Raw genomic sequence first — 18,804 nt, 5'->3', positions numbered from 1 at the left:
GATCAAAGCCGCGGTCGCTCGAATCGCCGCGCGGCATTCCGCACTCCTCTGCCGACGCACAGGCAATATCGTGCGCTTGCTGACTCATCCGCCGCGCAAAACGCCCGTACACTTACGGTTCCGGACGCACGTCCGCTACGGGAGACCCGCGCATGCCGACGATTGCCCTGATTATCCTGACGGTCGCGGTAACGCTCGTCGTCGTGCTCGTAGTCGCGAACCTGACGAGCGGCGAGAAGAAGATCGAGCACAAGATCGAAAGGCTCTACGCGAGCGACGATCCTCAGTTCACCCGCTCAATGGGGCTGCTGCTCGGGCCGCCCGTTGTCGGGGGCAATCACTTCCAGGTGCTCGTGAACGGCGACGAGATCTTTCCTTCGATGATGGAAGGCATCCTCTCGGCGCAGCACACAATCACCTTCGAAACTTTCATTTACTGGTCCGGCGCGATCGGCGAAAAGATTGCGCATGCATTGTCCGAGAAGGCGCGTGCGGGTGTCGCGGTGCATGTGCTGCTCGACTGGGTCGGCTCGTCGAAGATGGATAAGCGCTATCTACAGATGCTGCGCGATGCGGGTGCCGAAGTCATCCAGTATCACAAGCCGCATTGGACGGGTCTCGGCCGTATGAACGATCGCACACACCGCAAGCTGCTCGTGATCGACGGACGCATCGGCTATACGGGCGGCGTGGGTATCGCCGACGAATGGACCGGGCACGCGCAGGACGAGAAGCACTGGCGCGACACGCACTTTCGCGTCGCAGGCCCGGCGGTCGGACAGATGCAGGCTGTCTTCATGGACAACTGGGTCAAGGCAACCGGAAACGTGCTGCACGGCTCGCCATACTTTCCAGAGATCGACGCCGCGGGCGACGGCCTCGCGCATATGTTCAGCAGCTCGCCCTCGGGCGGCAGCGACGACATGCAGCTGATGTACCTCATGGCGATCACCGCCGCGACGCATTCCATCCACCTGTCGAGCGCGTACTTCGTGCCCGACAAGCTGACCATCAACGCAATTGTCGAGGCCGCGAAGCGCGGCGTGAAGGTGCGCATCATTACGCCGGGCAAGCATATCGACACGCGCACGGTGCGCGAGGCGTCGCGTGCCTGCTGGGGCGACCTTCTTGAGGCAGGCGTCGAGATATACGAGTACCAGCCAACGATGTTCCACTGCAAGCTGATTGTGGTAGACGAGTATCTGGTGTCGGTCGGCTCGACGAACTTCGACAGCCGCTCGTTCAAACTCAACGACGAGGCCAATCTCAACATCTACGATCGCGATTTCGCGCGCCAGCAGACGGCGATTTTCGACAACGACGTCGCTCGCGCGAAACGCATCACGCTCGACGACTGGCGCCGTCGTCCGCTCGCCGAAAAGCTGCTGGAACGCGCCGTCGCGCTGCTCGATCCGCAGCTTTGACGATTGGGTCGCCGCGTCGCACTCGCCTACTTCGACCTGCGGGCGCCGTGATATGCCGCGGTCCGCCGCTTGCTGCAACTATGCTTTAAACGGCGCGCCGCCTGAGCAATGGGGAGACGCGCTTCGTTCCCGGGTAAAAGGCGGTAAAGGCAGTTAAAGCCGGTCGCAGAACCGCCCGGGTCGACAGGAATTCACTTACTTGGCTATCTCCCTCATGGAAAAACGCGCAATCATCATCGGCGCAAGCGGTATCGTCGGCAGCAATCTTGCCAACCAGTTGCGCTCGACCGGCTGGAACGTGGCGGGCCTCTCGCGCGGCCGCACGGCCGTGCCGCCCGGCATGGAAGCCATCACCGCCGACCTGACCTCCGCGCAATCCGTTAGCGCGGCGCTAGCCGGCAAGACTTTCACCCATGTGTTCTTCACCGCGTGGGCGCGGCAAGCCACAGAGCAGGAGAACATCCGCGTGAACGGCGGCATGGTGCAGCATGTGCTGGACGCGCTCGGTACGACGGGCACATTGCGGCACGCGGCACTGGTTACGGGGCTCAAGCACCATCTCGGACCGTTCGAGGCATATGCAACGGGCGCCGTGCCCATAACACCGTTTCGCGAGGAGCAGGGACGTCAGAACGTCGATAACTTCTACTACGAGCAGGAAGACCGCCTGTTCGATGCCGCCGCGCAATACGGCTTCAGTTGGAGCGTGCATCGTCCGCACACGATCATCGGATTCGCGATCGGCAATGCGATGAACATGGGCATGACGCTCGCCGTCTATGCAACGCTGTGCAAACACACGGGTCAGCCGTTCGTCTTCCCGGGCTCCGCCGCGCAATGGGAAAGTCTCACCGACATGACCGACGCCCGCCTTCTCGCACGTCATCTCGAATGGGCCGCCACATCGCCGAATGCGCGCAATGAAGACTTCAACGTGGTCAACGGCGACGTGTTTCGTTGGAAATGGCTGTGGCCGCGACTCGCGGAATACTTCGGCGTTGAAACGGCACCGTTCGACGGCGTCGTGCGTCCGCTCGAAAACCACATGCAGGATGCGGGCAAGCAATGGGCCGACATTGCCGCACAGTTCGATCTGCGCGAAAGCGATATCGGCAAGCTCGCGTCCTGGTGGCATACAGACGCAGATCTGGGGCGTCCAATGGAAGTGCTGACCGATATGACGAAGAGCCGCAAGGCCGGATTCCTCGATTATCAGAGCACGCCTGACGCTTTCTTCGAACTGTTCGACCGGCTCAAGGCCGAGCGGCTCATTCCGCGTTGAGCCGAAGCGCGAGAGCGGCTGCGCCGCGCCGGTCACGTCATCAACGTCGGCGATCGAATAGTGGCGATGCGTGGCTTGCGGCCGCCAGTTCGGCGGCTGCCGCGATTAGCGTCGAGCCGAGGCTCGCCATGCGCTTCTCGTCGAGCCGCACGAGCGGTCCCGCTATGCTGATCACGCCCATGGCGGGATAACCGCGTCGCAGGACGGGCGCGGCCATCGCCGTCATGCCGGGCGCAAACACTTCGTTGATGGTTGCATAGCCGCGCTCGCGCGCGGCGTGAACGAATTTCAACAAGCCGGCAATTGTAGTCGGCGCGTTCGGGCCGTACTGTTTGGGCTGCCCGAAGCCTTGCCGCGAGACGAGTTCCAGCGCCCGCTCGTCGGTCATCGTCATCATCCAGGCGTGGCCCGTGGCGCTGCACGACAGGATCGTGTCCATGCCCATGTCGGGGTCGTAGCGCAGGCCTTTCAATGCGCCTTGCGACTTGGCGACCCACGTCAGCCTGTCGCCGTCGACTATTGCAAGCCGCACCAGTTCGCCCGATTTTTCGGCGAGGCGATCAAGGACGGTCTGCGCGATATCCACGATCCCCGATGTCGCGAGATACCCCAACCCCAAGCCGACGAGCTTGGTGGTCAGCACATAGTCGCCGTGCTCGCGCAACTGCCGCACATAGCCGCAATTCTTCAAATCGACCAGCAGGCGGTGACACGCGCTGCGCGGAATATCGAGCTCATCCGCGATCAGCGCGAGCGGTGTGCCTTCCATCTGCGTGGCCAGAAATTCAAGGACCGCCATGGTGCGTTCTGTGACGCCGGGCATATCTATCTCCAGAGATCCGCGTGCTTCAGCGGAGTGCGGTGAAGTCGAATGGTTGCACGATATGAAACGAAATTCCACCCTGGAATAGCGTCCCAACCACCAATGCTAATCTTGGTTCACGAGATTCCCGAAGCACCCCGGAGTCCCGGCAAACAGCAACGTATAAAGCGCGGGAGCAGTGGACGGCGGCGGCCGTCCGCGCTTCCGCCATATTCCGCACGGCATGTTTCGCACGGCGGCAGGTCAAGGAGACAACATGGCACATGACGCACAACACAGCTCGTCTGCGGCGATGCGCACCCGCGCGGTAACCGCCGCCGCAGTCGGCACCGCGCTGGAGTGGTTCGATTTCACGCTCTACGGCGCATTGGCCGCAACGGTACTTCCCAAACTGTTTTTCCCGTCGATGGACTCGACTTCCGCGTTGCTGGCTTCGCTGGCAACGTTCGGCGTGGGTCTCGCCGCGCGTCCGCTCGGCGCGATCATCTGCGGACACCTCGGCGACAAGCTCGGGCGCCGCAACCTGATGCTTGGCACGGTCACGGTGATGGGTCTGGCGTCGATGCTGATGGGTTTGCTGCCGACCTATGACAGCATCGGCGTATGGGCGCCGATCCTGCTCGTCGTACTGCGCATTCTGCAAGGCTTCGCGCTGGGTGGCGAATCGACTGGCGCGCAGCTGATGGCCATCGAACACGCCAGCGCGGATCGCCGCGGCAAGTATTCCGGCCTGCTGGGCTTGTGCTCGCCGCTGAGTCAGATCATGGCGAACGGCGTGCTGCTACTGCTCGCCTCCACGATGTCGGCGAGCGCGTTCGACTCGTATGGCTGGCGCATACCGTTTGTGCTGAGCTTCGAGCTGGTGATTGTCGGCGTATATATCCGCCTGAAGGTCAGCGAGACGCCGGCCTTCGTCGAGTTGCGCAAAACGGAAGTTGTGCATGTGAGCAGTCCGCTGCGTGACGCGCTGCGTCTGCACTGGCGAACCGTGCTGCGCTGGATGCTGTTCTTCTGCGGACCGGCCGCGATCTTTTATCTGATCGTCGTGTTCTCGCTCAGCTACATCACGAAGACGCTTGCCATCCCGAAGCAAACCGGCTTTCTGCTGTTGATGGGCGCGAACGTCTGCGCGATTGTCGGAGCGCTCGCGGGCGGCATGCTGAGCGACCGGATCGGCCGTCGCAAGGCGCTCGCCATCGGTTCCACGGCGACCTTGCTGATGCTGTTCGTCTACTTCCAGATTCTCGACACGAAGAGCTTCCTGCCGATGCTTGCGGCCATGGGCTTTTTCCTGGGTTTCACGCAGTTCCAGAGCGGCATTCAACCGGTCGCATTCGCGGAAGCCTTCCCGACTAACGTGCGCTATTCCGGTTCGGCCCTCGCATATACCGGCGCGAACCTCATCGCAGGTGGTCCGATGCCCGTGCTCGCGGTGTGGCTGTTCTCGGTTTGCCACGGTTCGCCGTGGGGCGTGGTGGCCGTATGCGTCGCGTTCAACGTCATTTCGCTGATCGCGATCCTGACGGCGCGCGAAACGCTCGGCATCGACATGAATCGCACCGATTCCACTTCCGCAGTGACGGGCGATTCGAACTATGTATCGGCTGGCATCGGCAACGGGCGCCACACTTGATGCCCGTCGCGCCTTCGCATCACGCATCACGCAACGTCCGCTTTTATGAAACAGGCAAACCGATAATGACTGACCTCGTCTATGTGCTGAATGGCTCGAACCTGAACATGCTCGGCAAGCGCGAGCCGCATCTCTACGGCGCGATCACGCTTGCGCAGATACAGCAGCGGGTCGAGGCGCTCGCTGAGCAACTGGCGCTGACATGTGACTTCCGCCAGACCAATAGCGAAGCGACGCTCGTCGACTGGTTGCAGGAGGCGTTCGAGCGCAACGCCGCAGTGATCATCAATCCGGCGGGCTTTTCGTTTGCGTCGGTGCCTGTCTTCGATGCCGTCAAACTTATCCAGCAACCGTTGATCGAGCTGCACATCACCAACATTCATAAACGCGACGAAACCTATCGGCACTCGCTGATTTCGCGCGCAGCCACGGGCGTGATCTGCGGTCTCGGTGCGAATGGCTACCTGGTCGCATTGCAGGCGATGGCAATGGCGCTTGGGAAAGCGCCGGCATTCGACTAACGGACATTACCGTCCACGGTCAAGCTTGCGTGCGCGGGCAACTGCCTCGATATGCTGGTCCCACGGAGCCGGAGATGGAAAGATCTCGGCGAGAAACGCAACGAACGCCTTCACGTTCGGATTGCCGCGCCGGCTCTCCGGCCATAGCGCGGTCAGCGGAAAGCGGGCGTGCGCGAACTCGTACATGACCGGCACCAGTTCTCCGCGCTTCATATACGGCGCCGCGATATACGTTGCTGAAAGGCCGATGCCGCCGCCCGCCACCAGCACCGCTGCAACTGCGTCGCTGACGTCGATGGTAATGGGCGCGTCCGGCGCAATCTCCAGCACACTCTTGCCCGTCTGGAATGGCCAGCGCGCTTCCTGACCGGTGCTCTGGTAACGGAAATTCACGCACTCGTGTGCCTGAAGCTCGTCCGGATGCCGGGGCTCGCCGCGTCGACGCAGATAGTCGGGCGATGCGAACGTGCATAGCCGGTGCGGCGCAAGGTGACGCGAGATCAGCCGCGAATCGCCGGGGTCGCCAGCGCGTATTGCGATATCGACGCCTTCCGCTATGAGGTCCACATACTGATCGCCGAGGCGCAGATCGACATTGACCTTTGGATACCGCGCGCGAAAGGCGGGCAGCGCTGGCGCGAGGATATGAACGCCAACCGGCAGCGGTGCGGTGACCTTGATGGTGCCGGCGGGTTCCGCGCGGGCGGCGACCACCGCCTGCTCGATGTCTTCGGCTTCCCGCAGCAGGCGCTGCGCGCGCTCGAGCAGGTCGCGGCCTTCCGGGGTCAGCGTGAGCGAGCGCGTGGTCCGGCTGAAGAGTCGCAGCCCGAAATGCTGTTCGAGCCGCTGCACGCTCTTGCTGACCGCCGACGGCGAAACCGACAGCGCCCGCGCCGCCGCTGTGTAGCTGCCGAGCGAAGCAGCTCGCGCGAAGGCAATCAAGCCCGTTAGCCGTTCAAGTCCGATTTGTTCCATGATGGCACGATTAAAGCGAATTTCAGCTCAATTATCAAGGCAGCAGCTTCAATTTAATCTGTTCTCCAACGACGCCGCAGTGGCGTCTTCAACGGAGAACAACATGAGCAACGCATCGAGCATCGGCACTTCCAGCAACCTCGCAGGCACGACCGTGGTGATTGTCGGCGGCACGTCGGGCATCGGTCTCGCGGCCGCGACTCAGGCCAAGGCCGCCGGCGCACAGGTGATCGTGGTCGGGCGCAATGCGGCCAACACGGAAGAAGTGGCCGCGAAGCACGGCTTCGACGGCTGGCGCGCGGCTGACGTTACCGACGGCGCTGCGCTCGAAGCCGCGCTGCGCGACATCGCGCGAGTCGATCATCTGGTGCTGCTCGCTGGCACCTTCGTAGCGGGAAAGATTCGCGAGGCCGAGGTCGACTATCTGCGCCGCGCCTTCGACGAGCGGATCTGGTCCGCGGTCGATGCGGTCCGCGCGGTTGGCGACCGCTTGAGCCAGGACGGTTCGATCACGCTGATTTCAGGCGCGCTCGCCGACCGCCCCACCGCATATGGGACGGCAGTGCTCGCCGCTGCTTCCGCCGCGATGGAGGCTTTTGCCCGCGGCCTTGCGCTGGAACTCGCGCCGGTCCGCGTCAACGCGTTGTCGCCCGGGCCGATCGACACACCGATCTTCAGCAAGGCGCTCGGCGCCAACCGCGACGCAGTTGTCGAGTCAATGCGCAATTCGCTGCCGCTGAAGCGGTTAGGCACCGCGGACGAAGCAGGCGCGGGCGTCCTCTTCCTCATGGCCAACGGCTGGATGAACGGGGCGACGCTTAACCTCGACGGCGGATCGCGGCTTGTGTGAAAGCGTGCGGGCCAAGCGCATGCGAACTGGTCGCGCTCGTTTTGCTCGACCAGGCGTTCCTGAATGGCATCGAGCGATTTCGTTCGACGGTAGCCGGTCAGCGAGCCGCGGCCGCCCATGCTTCGGCATCGGCACCAGCCGGAATGTGCATCGGGGCTGACGGATCGGTCGCGGCGCGCCACACCGCTTTGGCGACGTCCTCCGCATACGTGATCTGCGAGGACGTATCCGCGAACTGCGCAAAGACCTTCTTGCCGAGATCCTCGTACGCCTCATGCTCAAATCCGTGCATGTTGGTGCTCGCGTTCTCGCCGAAGCGGGTATCGGGCGCGCGGCCCGGCAACACCAGACGCGCCCGCACGCCGAATTGCTCGAGTTCCAGCGCCATCGACTCGGTAAAGGCATTCACCGCTGCTTTGCTTGCGCGATACGCGGCGAGCAGCGGCAGTGCCCTCAGCGTGACGCTCGAGGTCACGTTGACGACCACGCCGGCTCCGCGCTGCCGGAGTTGCGGCAGCACTGCCTGCGTCATTGCGATCGTGCCGAAAGTGTTGGTCTCGAACACCTCGCGCACCGTTGATAGTGGAGTCAACTCAGCCGGAGATGCCGCGCCGACACCCGCATTGTTGACGAGCACGTCGATCGGTCCCGCCGCCTCTACGGCCTCGCGGATGCTGTTCGGGTTCGTGACGTCCAGCGCCAGTATGCGCAGGCGCTCCGAAGGCGGCAGCACGTCCGCGCGCGGCGTGCGCATGGTCGCGACGACGCTCCAGTCATGAGCGAGAAAATAGCGGGCAATCTCGCGACCGAAGCCGGAAGAGCAGCCAGTGATAAGCACGGTTTGCATCGAAACTCCTGTGGGAAAGGTTGGCGACTGCTCGCATGATAGATTGCCCGCGCCGTACTCGCTACAATCAAACGTCCGAAATTCATTTGCGAGAGTCCGACCGTGACCGACCCACTGGCCGAAGTGGTGACGCTGCTGCAACCCAGTGCGCGGTTCTCGAAACTGGTTTTCGGCGCGAGCCCCTGGCGCATCAGTCGCTCCGACGCGGGGCAACCGTTCTATTGCGTAATACTGGAGGGCGGATGCCGCATCGCCATCGACGGGCACGATCCGATCGAACTCACGTCAGGCGACTTCGTGCTGATTCCCGCGGCCTACGGCGTCGCGATGTCGAGCCTCGAGCCTCCACCGCGGGGCATCGAAACGCCCGCGCCCGTCGCGCTCGGAAATGGCGAATTTAGAATCGGCGCGCCTGGCAACAGCATCGACGCACGAATGATGGCGGGGCACTGCATCTTCAGTTCACCGGATGCGTCGCTGCTGGTTTCGCTGCTGCCGCAACTCGTGCATGTGCGTGGCGAACAGCGGCTCGCGACGCTCGTTGACCTGGTGCGGGAAGAATCGCGCGAGCAGCGGCCCGCGCGTGAAGTCGTGCTCGCGCGGCTGCTGGAGGTGTTGCTGATCGAGGCGCTGCGCTCGTCCGCAAAAACGAACGCATCGCCTGGTCTGGTTTGCGGGCTCTCGGACTGCCGACTCGCTGCCGCGATTCGCGGCATGCACCAGCGCCCTACGCACTCGTGGACGGTCGCCGAGCTTGCGAAAGAGGCGGCGCTCTCGCGCTCGACGTTCTTCGAACGCTTCAGTCGAGAGGTCGGCGTAGCGCCGATGCAATATCTGCTCACCTGGCGCATGGCGCTCGCAAAGGACATGCTGCGACGAAACGCGGGGCGTATCGCGGAGATTGCAGAGCGCGTCGGCTACAGTTCCGCGAGCACGTTTAGCGTCGCCTTCACGCGGCACGTCGGCCGGCCGCCAACCCAATATGCGCGCGACGAGCAGGCCGCCGCGGACAAGGATGCATAACGGGTTGTGCCTGCAGGCCTCGCGCCGCATCGGTCAATGATCTTGACAAGCCATGCCCCGCCGTCTAGTTTACCGGAAAATCACCTCCAATAAACTGGAACATGGACGTTCATCAGATCATCGCGCGACGCATTCGCGAACTGCGCGACGCAAAAGCGTGGTCGCTGGAGGCGCTTGCGGAGCGAAGTTCGGTGAGCCGCTCCAACATCTCGCTTATCGAGCGCGGGGAAAGTAGTCCAACCGCAGTCGTGCTCGACAAACTCGCCACCGCACTCGGCGTTCCGCTGGCATCGCTCTTCGAGCATCCAGATAATGCTTCAGCAACCGAGCTTTCGCCGCATTCGTCGCTGCGCGATCAGCCGGTATGGAGAGACCCCGTATCAGGATACATACGGCGTAACGTGTCGCCGCCCGCCTGGTCGCCTATCCAGTTGGTCGAAGTAGATTTTCCGCGCGGCAAGGAAGTGAGTTACGACACGAGCGCGCGCGACGCCGATATTCATCAACAGATATGGCTCATAGACGGCTCAATGGAAATCACCGTGGGAGATCGGCAATGGCAGCTCGAAACCGGCGACTGTCTCACCATGAAACTGGACAGCCCGATTCGTTTTCGTAACACGTCGCGCCGGCGCGCCCGCTATCTCGTAGCGCTGTGCAGTTTGCCCCTCGACTCACGGAGCGCAAGATGACTGAAACAATAGCCGTTCGGCGTATTGGCGCTGACGAAGCAATGAGCTACGCCGATCGGCTCGCCGATCTACTGATCGACTGCGTTGAGGGAGGCGCGTCAGTCAGCTTCATGTTGCCCATTTCGAAAGAGACTGCGTTGCAATTCTGGAAGCAGGTGGCCAATGGCGTGGCGCGCAACGAACGAATTCTTCTTGTCGCTGAATCTCCAGACGGCAAGCTCGTCGGCACTGTGCAACTGGTCACTGCGCTACCTGAAAATCAGCCGCATCGCGCGGACGTCGCGAAGATGCTCGTATGCCGTGCAGCGAGGCGCCAAGGCATTGCCGCGCGGCTCATGACCGCCGTCGACGAAGAAGCGCGGCGTGCCGGCAAGTCCGTGCTCGTGCTCGACACGGTCACGGGCGGAGACGCCGAGAGACTTTACGAACGTGCGGGCTGGCAGCGCGTGGGAGAAGTGCCCAACTATGCGTTGATGCCCGACGGAGAATTTTGCGGTACGACGTTCTTCCATAAGCAACTGCCGTAGGCATTCAGCGCTGAATCCGATACCGCGTTACTCTGTACACCGGCACAGGGCAACTCGCGGAGAGAACATGATTGAAGCAATGGACATTGGCGCGCTCGCAGCCCGCACGCTTCGCGGGTACTCGAATCAGATACTGATGGGCGCTAACGATCACGATGTGCATCTGAGCGTCATGGATGCGCCGTTTGTCTGGCACTTCCATCCGGATTCGGACGAAACGTTTCTCGTGATCGAAGGCACGCTTATCATCGACTTCGAAGACGGCCCGGTGGAATAGCGAGCCGGTCAGTTGCTGACAGTGCCCGCGGGCACGCGACATAGAACGCGGCCGTTAGGGGCGCGTTCCGTTAATCTCACGTTTGAAAGGGCCGATGCGGCCACCGTTGAATGCGATGCGCCCTTTGAGCATCGAATAACGGATCAATGATCGGCGAGACCTGATACTCGTTGCACGCGCCGGCTAATAGCGTTGCATCCTTGCGGCTATCTAGCCGGCGCGTCGACAACAGACCCTCACGCTTCGCCAGGCTTCTGCAATCCGTCTTATGGAAGCTTGCCGAGACACGCGCTGAATTCATCCTTGGAGAAAGCACGAAGCGTTTGGGTTTTCACATTTCCCGCTGAACCTAGCGCAAGGCCGAACGACAAAAAGCTCTGCTCGTCCGGTGCTTCAACGATGGTGACAATGTCGAATTGCCCCATCGTCCAATAGATCTCCTTCATTTCACAGCCGAAGCTCCTGGCCATTTCCGCTGCCTGACCAGCGCGTTGCGCGCTGTTCTTTACGTTGCGTATGCCTTGGTCAGTAAATTGTGCAAGAACAACATATGTCGCCATGACGTTTCCCCTTACTTCCAGCCGGGACCCAGACGCGCAAGACGAACGCGAACGGCTCCGCGCTCACGCTCCTTTGCCAAGCATCCCGCGCGTAAGCCAAGTATATGCAACCGATCTAGTGAAAAATCGTCGATTGCTAGTCATCAGTTACGCTAAGTAATTGTCTTCCGATTAAAAATGTGCTGCGCAGAATCGCTTGCGCGTTAAGTGCCGATCGAAACGTAGAGAAGCACCATCGGCGCTTTCGAGCCGCCCGGCGTCGGCGCACGTAGCGGCACGCCGTAAGTGCAGCGGAAATCGACGAAACGCGACCATTGGAAACGCACCCCCGCGCCGACGCTGACCAGTGACCCGTTACTCATCTCAGCAGGTTGATCGATTCGATTCCACACATGGCCGGCGTCGATAAACACAAAGGGCTGCGCCGCCGCGCTGCTTGTGCCGAACGGCAGCGCGGGCGCGCGCAATTCGGTCTGCACGTTCCAGCCACGATCGCCCAGCACGACATACGGCTCGTAACCTCGCACGCTGGACTCTCCGCCCAGCCCCATTTCCTCGCTTGGCAATAGCGTATTCGGCGTCCACTGGAACGCGCCTCGCCCGCTCAATGTGAATCCGCCGCCGAGCGCGAAAGCTCGCTGAGCAGCGAGTTGCAGATACGCGTAGCGCACTGTCGCGCCGTGCCGCGCCGTGGCGAACGCCGCGTCGTTGTTGGAGCTGTCCAATCTGCCGGGACTTGCCACAAGCGTTGCGGAGGCATGTGCTGCTCCCGCATCGCCCGGCTTGCTGAAGTCGTACGTCAGCAGAAACTGGTGTATGTGCGTGTTCGAGTTGAACACCTGAAAGCCGCCGAATTCCAGATCGTTATTACTGCGCTTGAAGTCGTACCCGAGCTGGACGAGTTGCGCCGCATCCGTTGTCGTCGGCAAACGCCAGTCGTAGCGGAAACTCATCTGCGCCGAAATGCCGGTTTGCCCATAACTGTCCGGCAGGCGCGGCGTGCTTTGCGCATAGACGCCGAACAGTTCGATACTGTTGTGCCACGGCAGCGGCGCGATATAGCTCAGCGCGTGGGCCGCGAAACGCGCGCGGTTGGCGCGTCCTTCAATGTCCGGATTGCCGCTGAAAAAATCATTGCTGGCCGTGAATTGATATGCAATGTGCTGGTCGAGCCCGAACAGATTGCCGTAGTCGACGCCTGCGAAAAAACGGTCGCGACCGAGGTCGCGCACGCCCGCGTTGTCGTAGCCGGCGTTCACCCGCAGCGGCAGACGGTCGTCGGTCTGCAAGATGACGTCGGTCGAATTCGCCGCTTCTCCGGGCGCGAAGACGGCATCGACGCGTCGATAGGGATTTGCGTTGAGTACGGCCAGACCCAGCGACACGTCCGATTGCAGGATCGGGCCGCCCGCTTCGAGCGGCATTTCGCGCTTCAGCAGATCGTCGGAGAAGTAGCGGTTGCCGCTCGTGCGCAGTTGCCCCAGGCGAAATTCCGCGACCGCGATATGCACGACGCCCGAGCTTACGTCCTGCTCAGGCACATAGACATCCACGAGCGGCTTGCCGGCCGCGCGATAACGCTCGACCACGGCGCGGCGGATCTCGGCAAGCCGTCCGAAGGTGAGGGGCTTGCCGAGATCGGTCTCGAACGTGCGGAGAAAAGCCGCGTCCAGTACCGGCAAGGATTCAGCGGCAATGCCTGGCTGTGCGGCTGCCGCTGGCGCGGTCGCGCCCGCGGGTTCGAACACCAGACCTTCGAGCTTCGTCACCGCGATCTGCGCGGAATCCGCTTCGGACTGCGCGGGAGGTTGCGATGGCGCACTGCGCGGAGTCGGCGGCGCCGGCCGCGGAGCAACGTCGCGCCAGGCCTGCGCGAACACGGGCGAAGGCTGAAGAGCCGCGACGACGCACGACGTCAGCAGCGCCCAACACGCGGGCGACACGCGCGCCGGTTCATCCGCGAATGAAGCGCGCCGCCTAATGCGCAAGCTGCCAGCGCAACACGGGTTGCGTCGCGCCGGACGGCATCGCCCACACGCCGTTCGCTCCGAAGTCATAGCCCGCGAAATTCGCCGGGTCGCTCATCTGCGCGGTGGTTAGCCCGTTCGACGGCGGCAAGCTCCCGCCACTCGCGGGCTGCCCTGTCGTCTCCTTGTTCCAATAGACGTCCTGCGCGAGCGTGCCCGAGCCGAACGCACTCACGCCATGCGTCGGCATGCTTCGCGTTTGAACCGCGCCTGTCGCAAACGACTGCGTAACGGTTCCGTCGTTGATACCGACAAGTGCGCCGCCGTACCCCGTCAAGAAAACCGGACTCACGCTGCCCGTTGCATACGACTGCGCGATGGAACCGAGGTTGTAGCCGACGAGTCCGCCGTTCGCGTCCGAGCCAGAGATCGCGGCACTGCTCCACGAGCGCTCAATGCTGCCTTCGTTGCGGCCTACCAGCCCGCCGAACGTGGTGCCGTTCTGAAAGAGTTCCGAGGCCGCGCCGGTCGAATGCGCGTTCGCGATGACGCCCTGGTTCACGCCGGCGAGCAGCCCGCTGCCCGAGTGGCTCGTGTTCACCGAACTGTCTTCCACGCCGACGTCGCGCAACACGCCGGCCTGGCCGACAAGACCAAAGAGACCCGACGAATAATCCTTGCTGAAGTCGGCAATCTCGATCTTTGCGTTACGCACGTTGTGCCACATGCCGTCGAACTGGCCGGTGAAGGGCGTCGTATGGTTGCCGATCGGTGTCAATGTATAGCCGGTCGCGTCGATGTCCGTGCCAAGCGCGTAATTACCCGCCAGGTCCTGCGAAATGTTCTGGAGGTCCGTTACGTTATTGACCAGCTTGTAGGCCGTGATCTGCGTGACCTGGCCGCTGCCGGCCGGGGCGGTCCATGCCGGATTGCCCAGCAGCGTGCCGGCGCTGTACGTCCCGTTCATGTCGTAGAGCGCATTGACGATACCCGTGCTGCGTGACCAGTCGATCACACCGCGATTCGCCACGCTGCCGCCGTTGTCGACACTCGCGGAGTCCGCGCGCAACGTCAAACTTCCGCCGCCCTGATTGCCGATGGTTGCACCTTGCGCGACCGTCAGGTTGCGATACGCCGCAAGCGTCAACGAGGCGTTGCCCTGCCAGCCGATTCCCGAGTTCACGTCGATGTCGCCGGTGCTGCCGTTCGCGCCGGTCGTCTGCAGGTTGACCGATGTGCCGGTGCCGAGGCTCGCGGAGAGCGCTTGCGCCGCGTTGCCGTCTACGGTGAATGCAGGCGTCGCAATGTTCCATTGGTTTGCCCGCACCGTCGCGCCGCCGGTGGGAAACGCCAGCGTGTCCGCGCTCATGTCGACGGTGCCGCCGGTTGCCTCGATCGAGCCGCCCGGCTGCAGCGTGCCATGTCCCGCGACCAGCCAGACATGTCCGTCGCGTGTGGTCGTGCCTGTCGCACGGATCGCTTCGTGATTGCCGGCGAGCGCGTAGATGTTGCCGTCGACGGCCTGCAGGCTGACCTGCGCCGCCTGGATCAAGCCGCGATTCGTGATGGTCCCGCCCGCCCCCTGCTGGTCCGGTTGCACGAAGACCTGTCTGCCCGAAGACGAGTCCTGCAGCAACACCTGCTGCGCGACTGCCAGTTCCACCGTGCCGTTCGGCGCGCTGATAGTGCCGGAGTTGGTGACCTGTTGTCGCGCGATGAGAAACACGTCGCCGGTGCCGGATGCGATCGTGCCCATGTTGACGATGCTCGCGCCGGAGTTGCCCGCGAGTGTCAACGGGTGGCCGTTCATGAAAGCGTCGGTGTCGACGACGTCGAGCGTCGACGCGACGAAACGACCGTTCGTCGAAATCACGCCCCTCGATCCGACAACGATGCCTTGCGGATTGATCAGGTAGACGCTGCCGCTGGCCGTCAGCGTACCCATGATGACGGACGGAGAGCCGCCAGTGACCCGATTGAGCGTCGCGCCGTTACCGTTGGCGAACACGACGCGGTTGCCGGCGCCTATCGAAAAGCTGTTCCAGTCGACGACGCCCCGGCCCGGACCCTGATTGATGGTCAACGTCGTGCCGTCGCCGCTGATGGAGCCGTTTCCGCGGACGAAGCTTCCGCCCGCAGGCAGCGCACCCGCGCCGCGCGCTTCGATTGAAGCGACGCAGCACAGCAGCGCCGCGGCAAGCGGCAGAAGCGCAATGCGCGCGCCCCGCCGACGTGAGTTTCCCAGGTCATACCCTGCCGGCGAAGTCTTGATCATCACGTCTCCTGTCCCACTCGATGGGCGCCGCATTGTCTGATGTCTTGCGGTTATGGCGCGTCAGTACCGCTGCACGCACGACGTATTATTACAGTCGGTTTCAGGAGCACAATGAGCAGAGGTGAGCGGGATATCCACGGATCGTGCCTAAACGTCTGCAGAATTGGCCACCGCATGAGCAGTGAGTGCGGCACTGCAACGCGCAATCCCATGATTTCCCCTATAGCAGTCAGGCACCGTGCAAACGACGATTAACTTCGCGTAGCCCGTGCAGGGCGGCGCTTCAATCTCACTTGGATCCGAGCAGACGTCCTCCTGGAAGCAGTACGAACAGTGCGATTGATAACGCAATGAGCAACAACGATATTGCCGATCAGGTTCCGGCCCTGGTGTGGACTGCCGAAGCGCGCGGAATCGTCACCTATGCCAACCTCGCCTGCCGCACATATCTCGGCAATCCGTTCGCACCCAATACAACGTTGCACTGGGACCAGTTCGTTCTCGAATGCGACGTCAAGAAAGTGCACGATGCATGGCGCACCGCGCTTACCGATGGGGAGAGCGTGAAGGTGAATGCGCGCCTGCAGCGTTTCGACGGCAAATACCGCTGGCACAAACTGCGCATACGGCCGATCTTCGACGACGCGCGCATCGTGTCCGGCGCATGCGGCATCGCGATGGACATCGACGACTTCGTGAAGGCCGGCGAAGCCTACGAGGTCGGCGAACGGCGTCTGCGCTTCGCGCTCGACGCGGCGCGTGTCGGCGCGTGGGAATGGGACATGGGCAGCCGCACCGCGCGAATCAGCGCTCAATTGGCGCAGATCTACGGCCTCGATCCCCAGCAGGCGGAAGTGCCGCTGCAATGGTTGTTCGACAGAATCCCCGAAAGTCATCGCGCCTGGTTCGCGCGCGAGCTGACCGGCCGCTTGCATCAGTGCGTGCCTTTCGAACTGGACTTTCCAGTCCAGCTCGCCAATGGACAGCGCTTGTGGCTTCGAACACGCGGCGAAACCGACTGCGGAACCGGCTCGGAAATCGAGCGCGTATTCGGCGTGACATACGACATTACGGAACAGCACGACGCGCAGACAGAACGCGAACGCAGCGAACAGCGCTATCGCGCGCTCGTCGAAGCGAGTTCCGAACTAACCTGGATAGCGGACGCACAGGGGAATACGCATCAGCTTGGCAACTGGCAGTCATTCGCGGCGCAGGACGGGCTGAGCGCGGGCTGCGAATGGCTCGACCTCGTTCATCCCGACGACCAGGAAAGCGCCCGCGAGCAGTGGTCGCGGATCGTGAAGGCCGAGATGCCCGCCTCGATGACGTTCCGGCTGCGCCGGCGCGATTCCAGTTGGCGGACCCTGGTCGCGAGGGCCGCGCCTTTACGCGATGACGACGGCACGTTGCGCGAATGGTTTTGCATGGCGACGGACGTCACCGACGAGCGTGTCGCAGCCGCCGCGCTCGAAGAGCGCAATCTGCGTCTACAGGTCGCTATGCGCGCCGCCAGAATGACGATTGGTTATCTGTCGCTCGATTCATGGACGGTCTGCTGGGACAGCGTAGACGCAGTGCCCAGCATGCCAGCCGCGCCGAGCGCGCTCACCTACGACGCAGCGCTTCATCGCGTGCACGCCGAAGACCGCGCGTCGGTGGACGCAGCGATGCGCCGCGTCGCGCTCACTGGCGAATTCGACAAGCCGCTGGAATTCCGCATCTCGTTGGGTAGCAGGGAAAGCTGGCTGCAAAGCCAGGCCGTGTTGCAGCGCGACGCCGACGGCCGCCCGTGGCGCGTAATCGCGAGCGCGGTGGATATCACGCAGCGCAAGACGCTGGAACTCGCATTGCGCGAAACGGACCGCCGCAAGGACGAGTTTCTCGCGATGCTCGCGCACGAACTGCGCAACCCGCTCGCGCCGATGCGCAATGCCATTGCACTACTGCGTCGAGAAAAAGAAGCCGGCATGAAGGCCGGCGAACTGGTTGGCATGCTGAGCCGGCAGGTCGATCACATGGCACGACTCGTCGACGATCTGCTCGAAGTCTCGCGCATCACGCACGGCCGCATCGTGCTTCGACGCGAGCCGCTACTGGTCGGCACCGCGGTTTACGGCGCGCTCGAAACGGTGTCGTCGATGGCGAGCTCGCGCGGCCAGCACCTCACCGTGCGGCTGCCGCCCACGCCGGTCTGGCTGCACGCGGACCCGCTGCGCCTGTCGCAGATTCTCGTCAACGTGCTGAACAATGCGTGCAAGTACACCGACCCCGGTGGCAACGTGTGCGTGACCGCGCTCGCCGACGAACGCTTCGCGACCGTCACCATTGAAGACAACGGCAGCGGCATCTCGCCCGATCTTCTGCCGCATATTTTCGATCTGTTCGCACAGGGCGAGCGAACGCTGGACCGGGCGCATGGTGGCCTCGGCATCGGCTTGTCGCTCGTGAAGAAGCTTGTCGAATTGCACGGCGGCTCGATCGACATTACGAGTCCCGGGCCCGGCCGCGGCGCCACGGTTTCGATCAGGCTGCCGCTCTGTCACGCGCCCGAAGTATCTGCGCCGTTGCACGACGAACCGTCGGTTGCGGGCCTGTCGCATGCGGAGCGCGCTTCGCTGCATGTGCTGATCGTCGACGACAACAAGGACGCCGCCGACTCACTCGCACTGCTTTGCGAGAGCGAGGGTTATCGCGTCAACGTTGCGTATTGCGCCAACGACGCCCTCGCGATAGCCGAGGCCGAGCCCGTCGATGCAGCGTTGCTCGACATTGGGCTGCCCGATACGGACGGCTATGAACTCGCCCGGCTGATCCGCCTGAAGGGCGAGGTCCGGCCGGTGCTGATCGCGGTAACGGGGTACGGCCAGGCGGACGATCATCTGCGCGTGCAGGCCGCTGGATTCGACCATCATCTCGTCAAGCCGGTGGACATTGAATATCTGATGTCGCTGCTCGCGGAAATGTCGCCGGCTGCGGCGTCGCCCCACGTGGAGTGACCTGCTCACTTTTGCGCAAGACACGCTCCCGCCTTCGCGACCTGGTCGGCGCTGACGGCGGGCGCCCGATTACCCCCAGCTCGAACGCACGGACGCGGCTTTGCGACTCGCTGTATGAAACGCCGGCGG

Annotated in this window: 16 protein-coding genes; 10 read left to right on the top strand and 6 right to left on the bottom strand. The window is 62.9% G+C overall.

The annotated features are described in order from the left end of the window. Positions 1–152 precede the first annotated feature (152 nt). Together cls and RW095_RS16740 are read left to right on the top strand one after the other, a co-directional pair. Complete coding sequence (gene cls / locus RW095_RS16745; RefSeq protein ID WP_317017046.1) at positions 153–1,424, top strand: cardiolipin synthase; 1,272 nt, start codon at positions 153–155, stop codon at positions 1,422–1,424. A 214-nt stretch (positions 1,425–1,638) separates the two neighbouring features. Continuing rightward, entirely contained in the window at positions 1,639–2,706 is a 1,068-nt protein-coding gene (locus tag RW095_RS16740) for an SDR family oxidoreductase (protein ID WP_317019869.1), read from the top strand. Positions 2,707–2,746: 40 nt separating this feature from the next. On the opposite strand, the gene RW095_RS16735 is transcribed toward RW095_RS16740, so the two are convergent. Next, positions 2,747–3,529, bottom strand: a complete 783-nt coding sequence (locus tag RW095_RS16735; RefSeq protein ID WP_128584264.1) for an IclR family transcriptional regulator — start codon at positions 3,527–3,529, stop codon at positions 2,747–2,749. Between the two features lie 256 nt (positions 3,530–3,785). Here RW095_RS16735 and RW095_RS16730 point away from each other — a divergent pair, with 256 nt between their 5' ends. After that, positions 3,786–5,162 carry an MFS transporter gene (locus RW095_RS16730; RefSeq protein ID WP_317017044.1) on the top strand — a complete coding sequence of 459 codons (1,377 nt, stop codon included), beginning with the start codon at positions 3,786–3,788 and terminating at the stop codon, positions 5,160–5,162. A gap of 65 nt (positions 5,163–5,227) precedes the next feature. Further along, entirely contained in the window at positions 5,228–5,683 is a 456-nt protein-coding gene (locus RW095_RS16725) for a type II 3-dehydroquinate dehydratase (protein ID WP_317017042.1), read from the top strand. A 6-nt stretch (positions 5,684–5,689) separates the two neighbouring features. Here the strand turns inward: RW095_RS16725 and RW095_RS16720 are convergent, their stop codons facing one another. Beyond that, positions 5,690–6,658: a LysR family transcriptional regulator gene (locus RW095_RS16720; protein ID WP_317017041.1), complete on the bottom strand. Its 969-nt coding sequence runs from the start codon at positions 6,656–6,658 to the stop codon at positions 5,690–5,692. Between the two features lie 103 nt (positions 6,659–6,761). Between RW095_RS16720 and RW095_RS16715 the strand changes: the two genes are divergently transcribed. Next, complete coding sequence (locus RW095_RS16715; RefSeq protein ID WP_317017039.1) at positions 6,762–7,508, top strand: SDR family oxidoreductase; 747 nt, start codon at positions 6,762–6,764, stop codon at positions 7,506–7,508. Positions 7,509–7,605: 97 nt separating this feature from the next. Here RW095_RS16715 and RW095_RS16710 read toward each other — a convergent pair whose 3' ends face one another. Then, a complete protein-coding gene (locus tag RW095_RS16710) occupies positions 7,606–8,355 on the bottom strand; it encodes an SDR family oxidoreductase (RefSeq protein ID WP_317017038.1) in 750 nt (249 codons plus the stop codon). Positions 8,356–8,457: 102 nt separating this feature from the next. Between RW095_RS16710 and RW095_RS16705 the strand changes: the two genes are divergently transcribed. From RW095_RS16705 to RW095_RS16690, 4 genes are all read left to right on the top strand, one after another. Beyond that, positions 8,458–9,378, top strand: a complete 921-nt coding sequence (locus RW095_RS16705; RefSeq protein ID WP_317017037.1) for an AraC family transcriptional regulator — start codon at positions 8,458–8,460, stop codon at positions 9,376–9,378. 101 nt (positions 9,379–9,479) lie between these two features. Then, positions 9,480–10,070: a helix-turn-helix domain-containing protein gene (locus RW095_RS16700; protein ID WP_317017035.1), complete on the top strand. Its 591-nt coding sequence runs from the start codon at positions 9,480–9,482 to the stop codon at positions 10,068–10,070. Continuing rightward, positions 10,067–10,597 carry a GNAT family N-acetyltransferase gene (locus tag RW095_RS16695; RefSeq protein ID WP_317017034.1) on the top strand — a complete coding sequence of 177 codons (531 nt, stop codon included), beginning with the start codon at positions 10,067–10,069 and terminating at the stop codon, positions 10,595–10,597. The genes RW095_RS16700 and RW095_RS16695 overlap by 4 nt, the downstream gene beginning before the upstream one ends. 67 nt (positions 10,598–10,664) lie before the next feature. Further along, the gene (locus tag RW095_RS16690) at positions 10,665–10,874 is read left to right on the top strand and encodes a cupin domain-containing protein (protein WP_317017033.1); all 210 of its coding nucleotides are present in this window, start codon (positions 10,665–10,667) and stop codon (positions 10,872–10,874) included. A 266-nt stretch (positions 10,875–11,140) separates the two neighbouring features. Here the strand turns inward: RW095_RS16690 and RW095_RS16685 are convergent, their stop codons facing one another. The 3 genes from RW095_RS16685 to RW095_RS16675 all read right to left on the bottom strand — a co-directional run bounded on the left by RW095_RS16685 (position 11,141) and on the right by RW095_RS16675 (position 15,676). Further along, on the bottom strand, positions 11,141–11,434 hold the full coding sequence (locus RW095_RS16685; RefSeq protein ID WP_128585808.1) for a GYD domain-containing protein: 294 nt from the start codon (positions 11,432–11,434) through the stop codon (positions 11,141–11,143). Positions 11,435–11,637: 203 nt separating this feature from the next. Further along, on the bottom strand, positions 11,638–13,377 hold the full coding sequence (locus tag RW095_RS16680; RefSeq protein ID WP_394365086.1) for a ShlB/FhaC/HecB family hemolysin secretion/activation protein: 1,740 nt from the start codon (positions 13,375–13,377) through the stop codon (positions 11,638–11,640). A gap of 34 nt (positions 13,378–13,411) precedes the next feature. Then, positions 13,412–15,676, bottom strand: a complete 2,265-nt coding sequence (locus RW095_RS16675; RefSeq protein ID WP_317017032.1) for a two-partner secretion domain-containing protein — start codon at positions 15,674–15,676, stop codon at positions 13,412–13,414. A 350-nt stretch (positions 15,677–16,026) separates the two neighbouring features. Here RW095_RS16675 and RW095_RS16670 point away from each other — a divergent pair, with 350 nt between their 5' ends. Continuing rightward, complete coding sequence (locus tag RW095_RS16670; protein WP_317017030.1) at positions 16,027–18,675, top strand: hybrid sensor histidine kinase/response regulator; 2,649 nt, start codon at positions 16,027–16,029, stop codon at positions 18,673–18,675. The last annotated feature ends 129 nt before the right edge of the window (positions 18,676–18,804 follow it).

Source organism: Paraburkholderia kirstenboschensis (assembly GCF_032806925.1).
GTDB lineage: Bacteria > Pseudomonadota > Gammaproteobacteria > Burkholderiales > Burkholderiaceae > Paraburkholderia > Paraburkholderia kirstenboschensis.
This window is presented reverse-complemented; position numbering and strand designations above follow the sequence as displayed.

Excerpts from the sequence above, each read along its gene's own strand:
- RW095_RS16715 (WP_317017039.1), top strand. The coding sequence starts at position 6,762 with ATGAGCAACGCATCGAGCATCGGCACTTCCAGCAACCTCGCAGGCACG.
- RW095_RS16695 (WP_317017034.1), top strand. The coding sequence starts at position 10,067 with ATGACTGAAACAATAGCCGTTCGGCGTATTGGCGCTGACGAAGCAATG.
- RW095_RS16685 (WP_128585808.1), bottom strand. The coding sequence starts at position 11,434 with ATGGCGACATATGTTGTTCTTGCACAATTTACTGACCAAGGCATACGC.
- RW095_RS16690 (WP_317017033.1), top strand. The coding sequence starts at position 10,665 with ATGATTGAAGCAATGGACATTGGCGCGCTCGCAGCCCGCACGCTTCGC.
- RW095_RS16725 (WP_317017042.1), top strand. The coding sequence starts at position 5,228 with ATGACTGACCTCGTCTATGTGCTGAATGGCTCGAACCTGAACATGCTC.
- RW095_RS16730 (WP_317017044.1), top strand. The coding sequence starts at position 3,786 with ATGGCACATGACGCACAACACAGCTCGTCTGCGGCGATGCGCACCCGC.
- RW095_RS16710 (WP_317017038.1), bottom strand. The coding sequence starts at position 8,355 with ATGCAAACCGTGCTTATCACTGGCTGCTCTTCCGGCTTCGGTCGCGAG.
- cls (WP_317017046.1), top strand. The coding sequence starts at position 153 with ATGCCGACGATTGCCCTGATTATCCTGACGGTCGCGGTAACGCTCGTC.
- RW095_RS16735 (WP_128584264.1), bottom strand. The coding sequence starts at position 3,529 with ATGCCCGGCGTCACAGAACGCACCATGGCGGTCCTTGAATTTCTGGCC.
- RW095_RS16700 (WP_317017035.1), top strand. The coding sequence starts at position 9,480 with ATGGACGTTCATCAGATCATCGCGCGACGCATTCGCGAACTGCGCGAC.
- RW095_RS16720 (WP_317017041.1), bottom strand. The coding sequence starts at position 6,658 with ATGGAACAAATCGGACTTGAACGGCTAACGGGCTTGATTGCCTTCGCG.
- RW095_RS16670 (WP_317017030.1), top strand. The coding sequence starts at position 16,027 with ATGAGCAACAACGATATTGCCGATCAGGTTCCGGCCCTGGTGTGGACT.
- RW095_RS16740 (WP_317019869.1), top strand. The coding sequence starts at position 1,639 with ATGGAAAAACGCGCAATCATCATCGGCGCAAGCGGTATCGTCGGCAGC.
- RW095_RS16675 (WP_317017032.1), bottom strand. The coding sequence starts at position 15,676 with ATGATCAAGACTTCGCCGGCAGGGTATGACCTGGGAAACTCACGTCGG.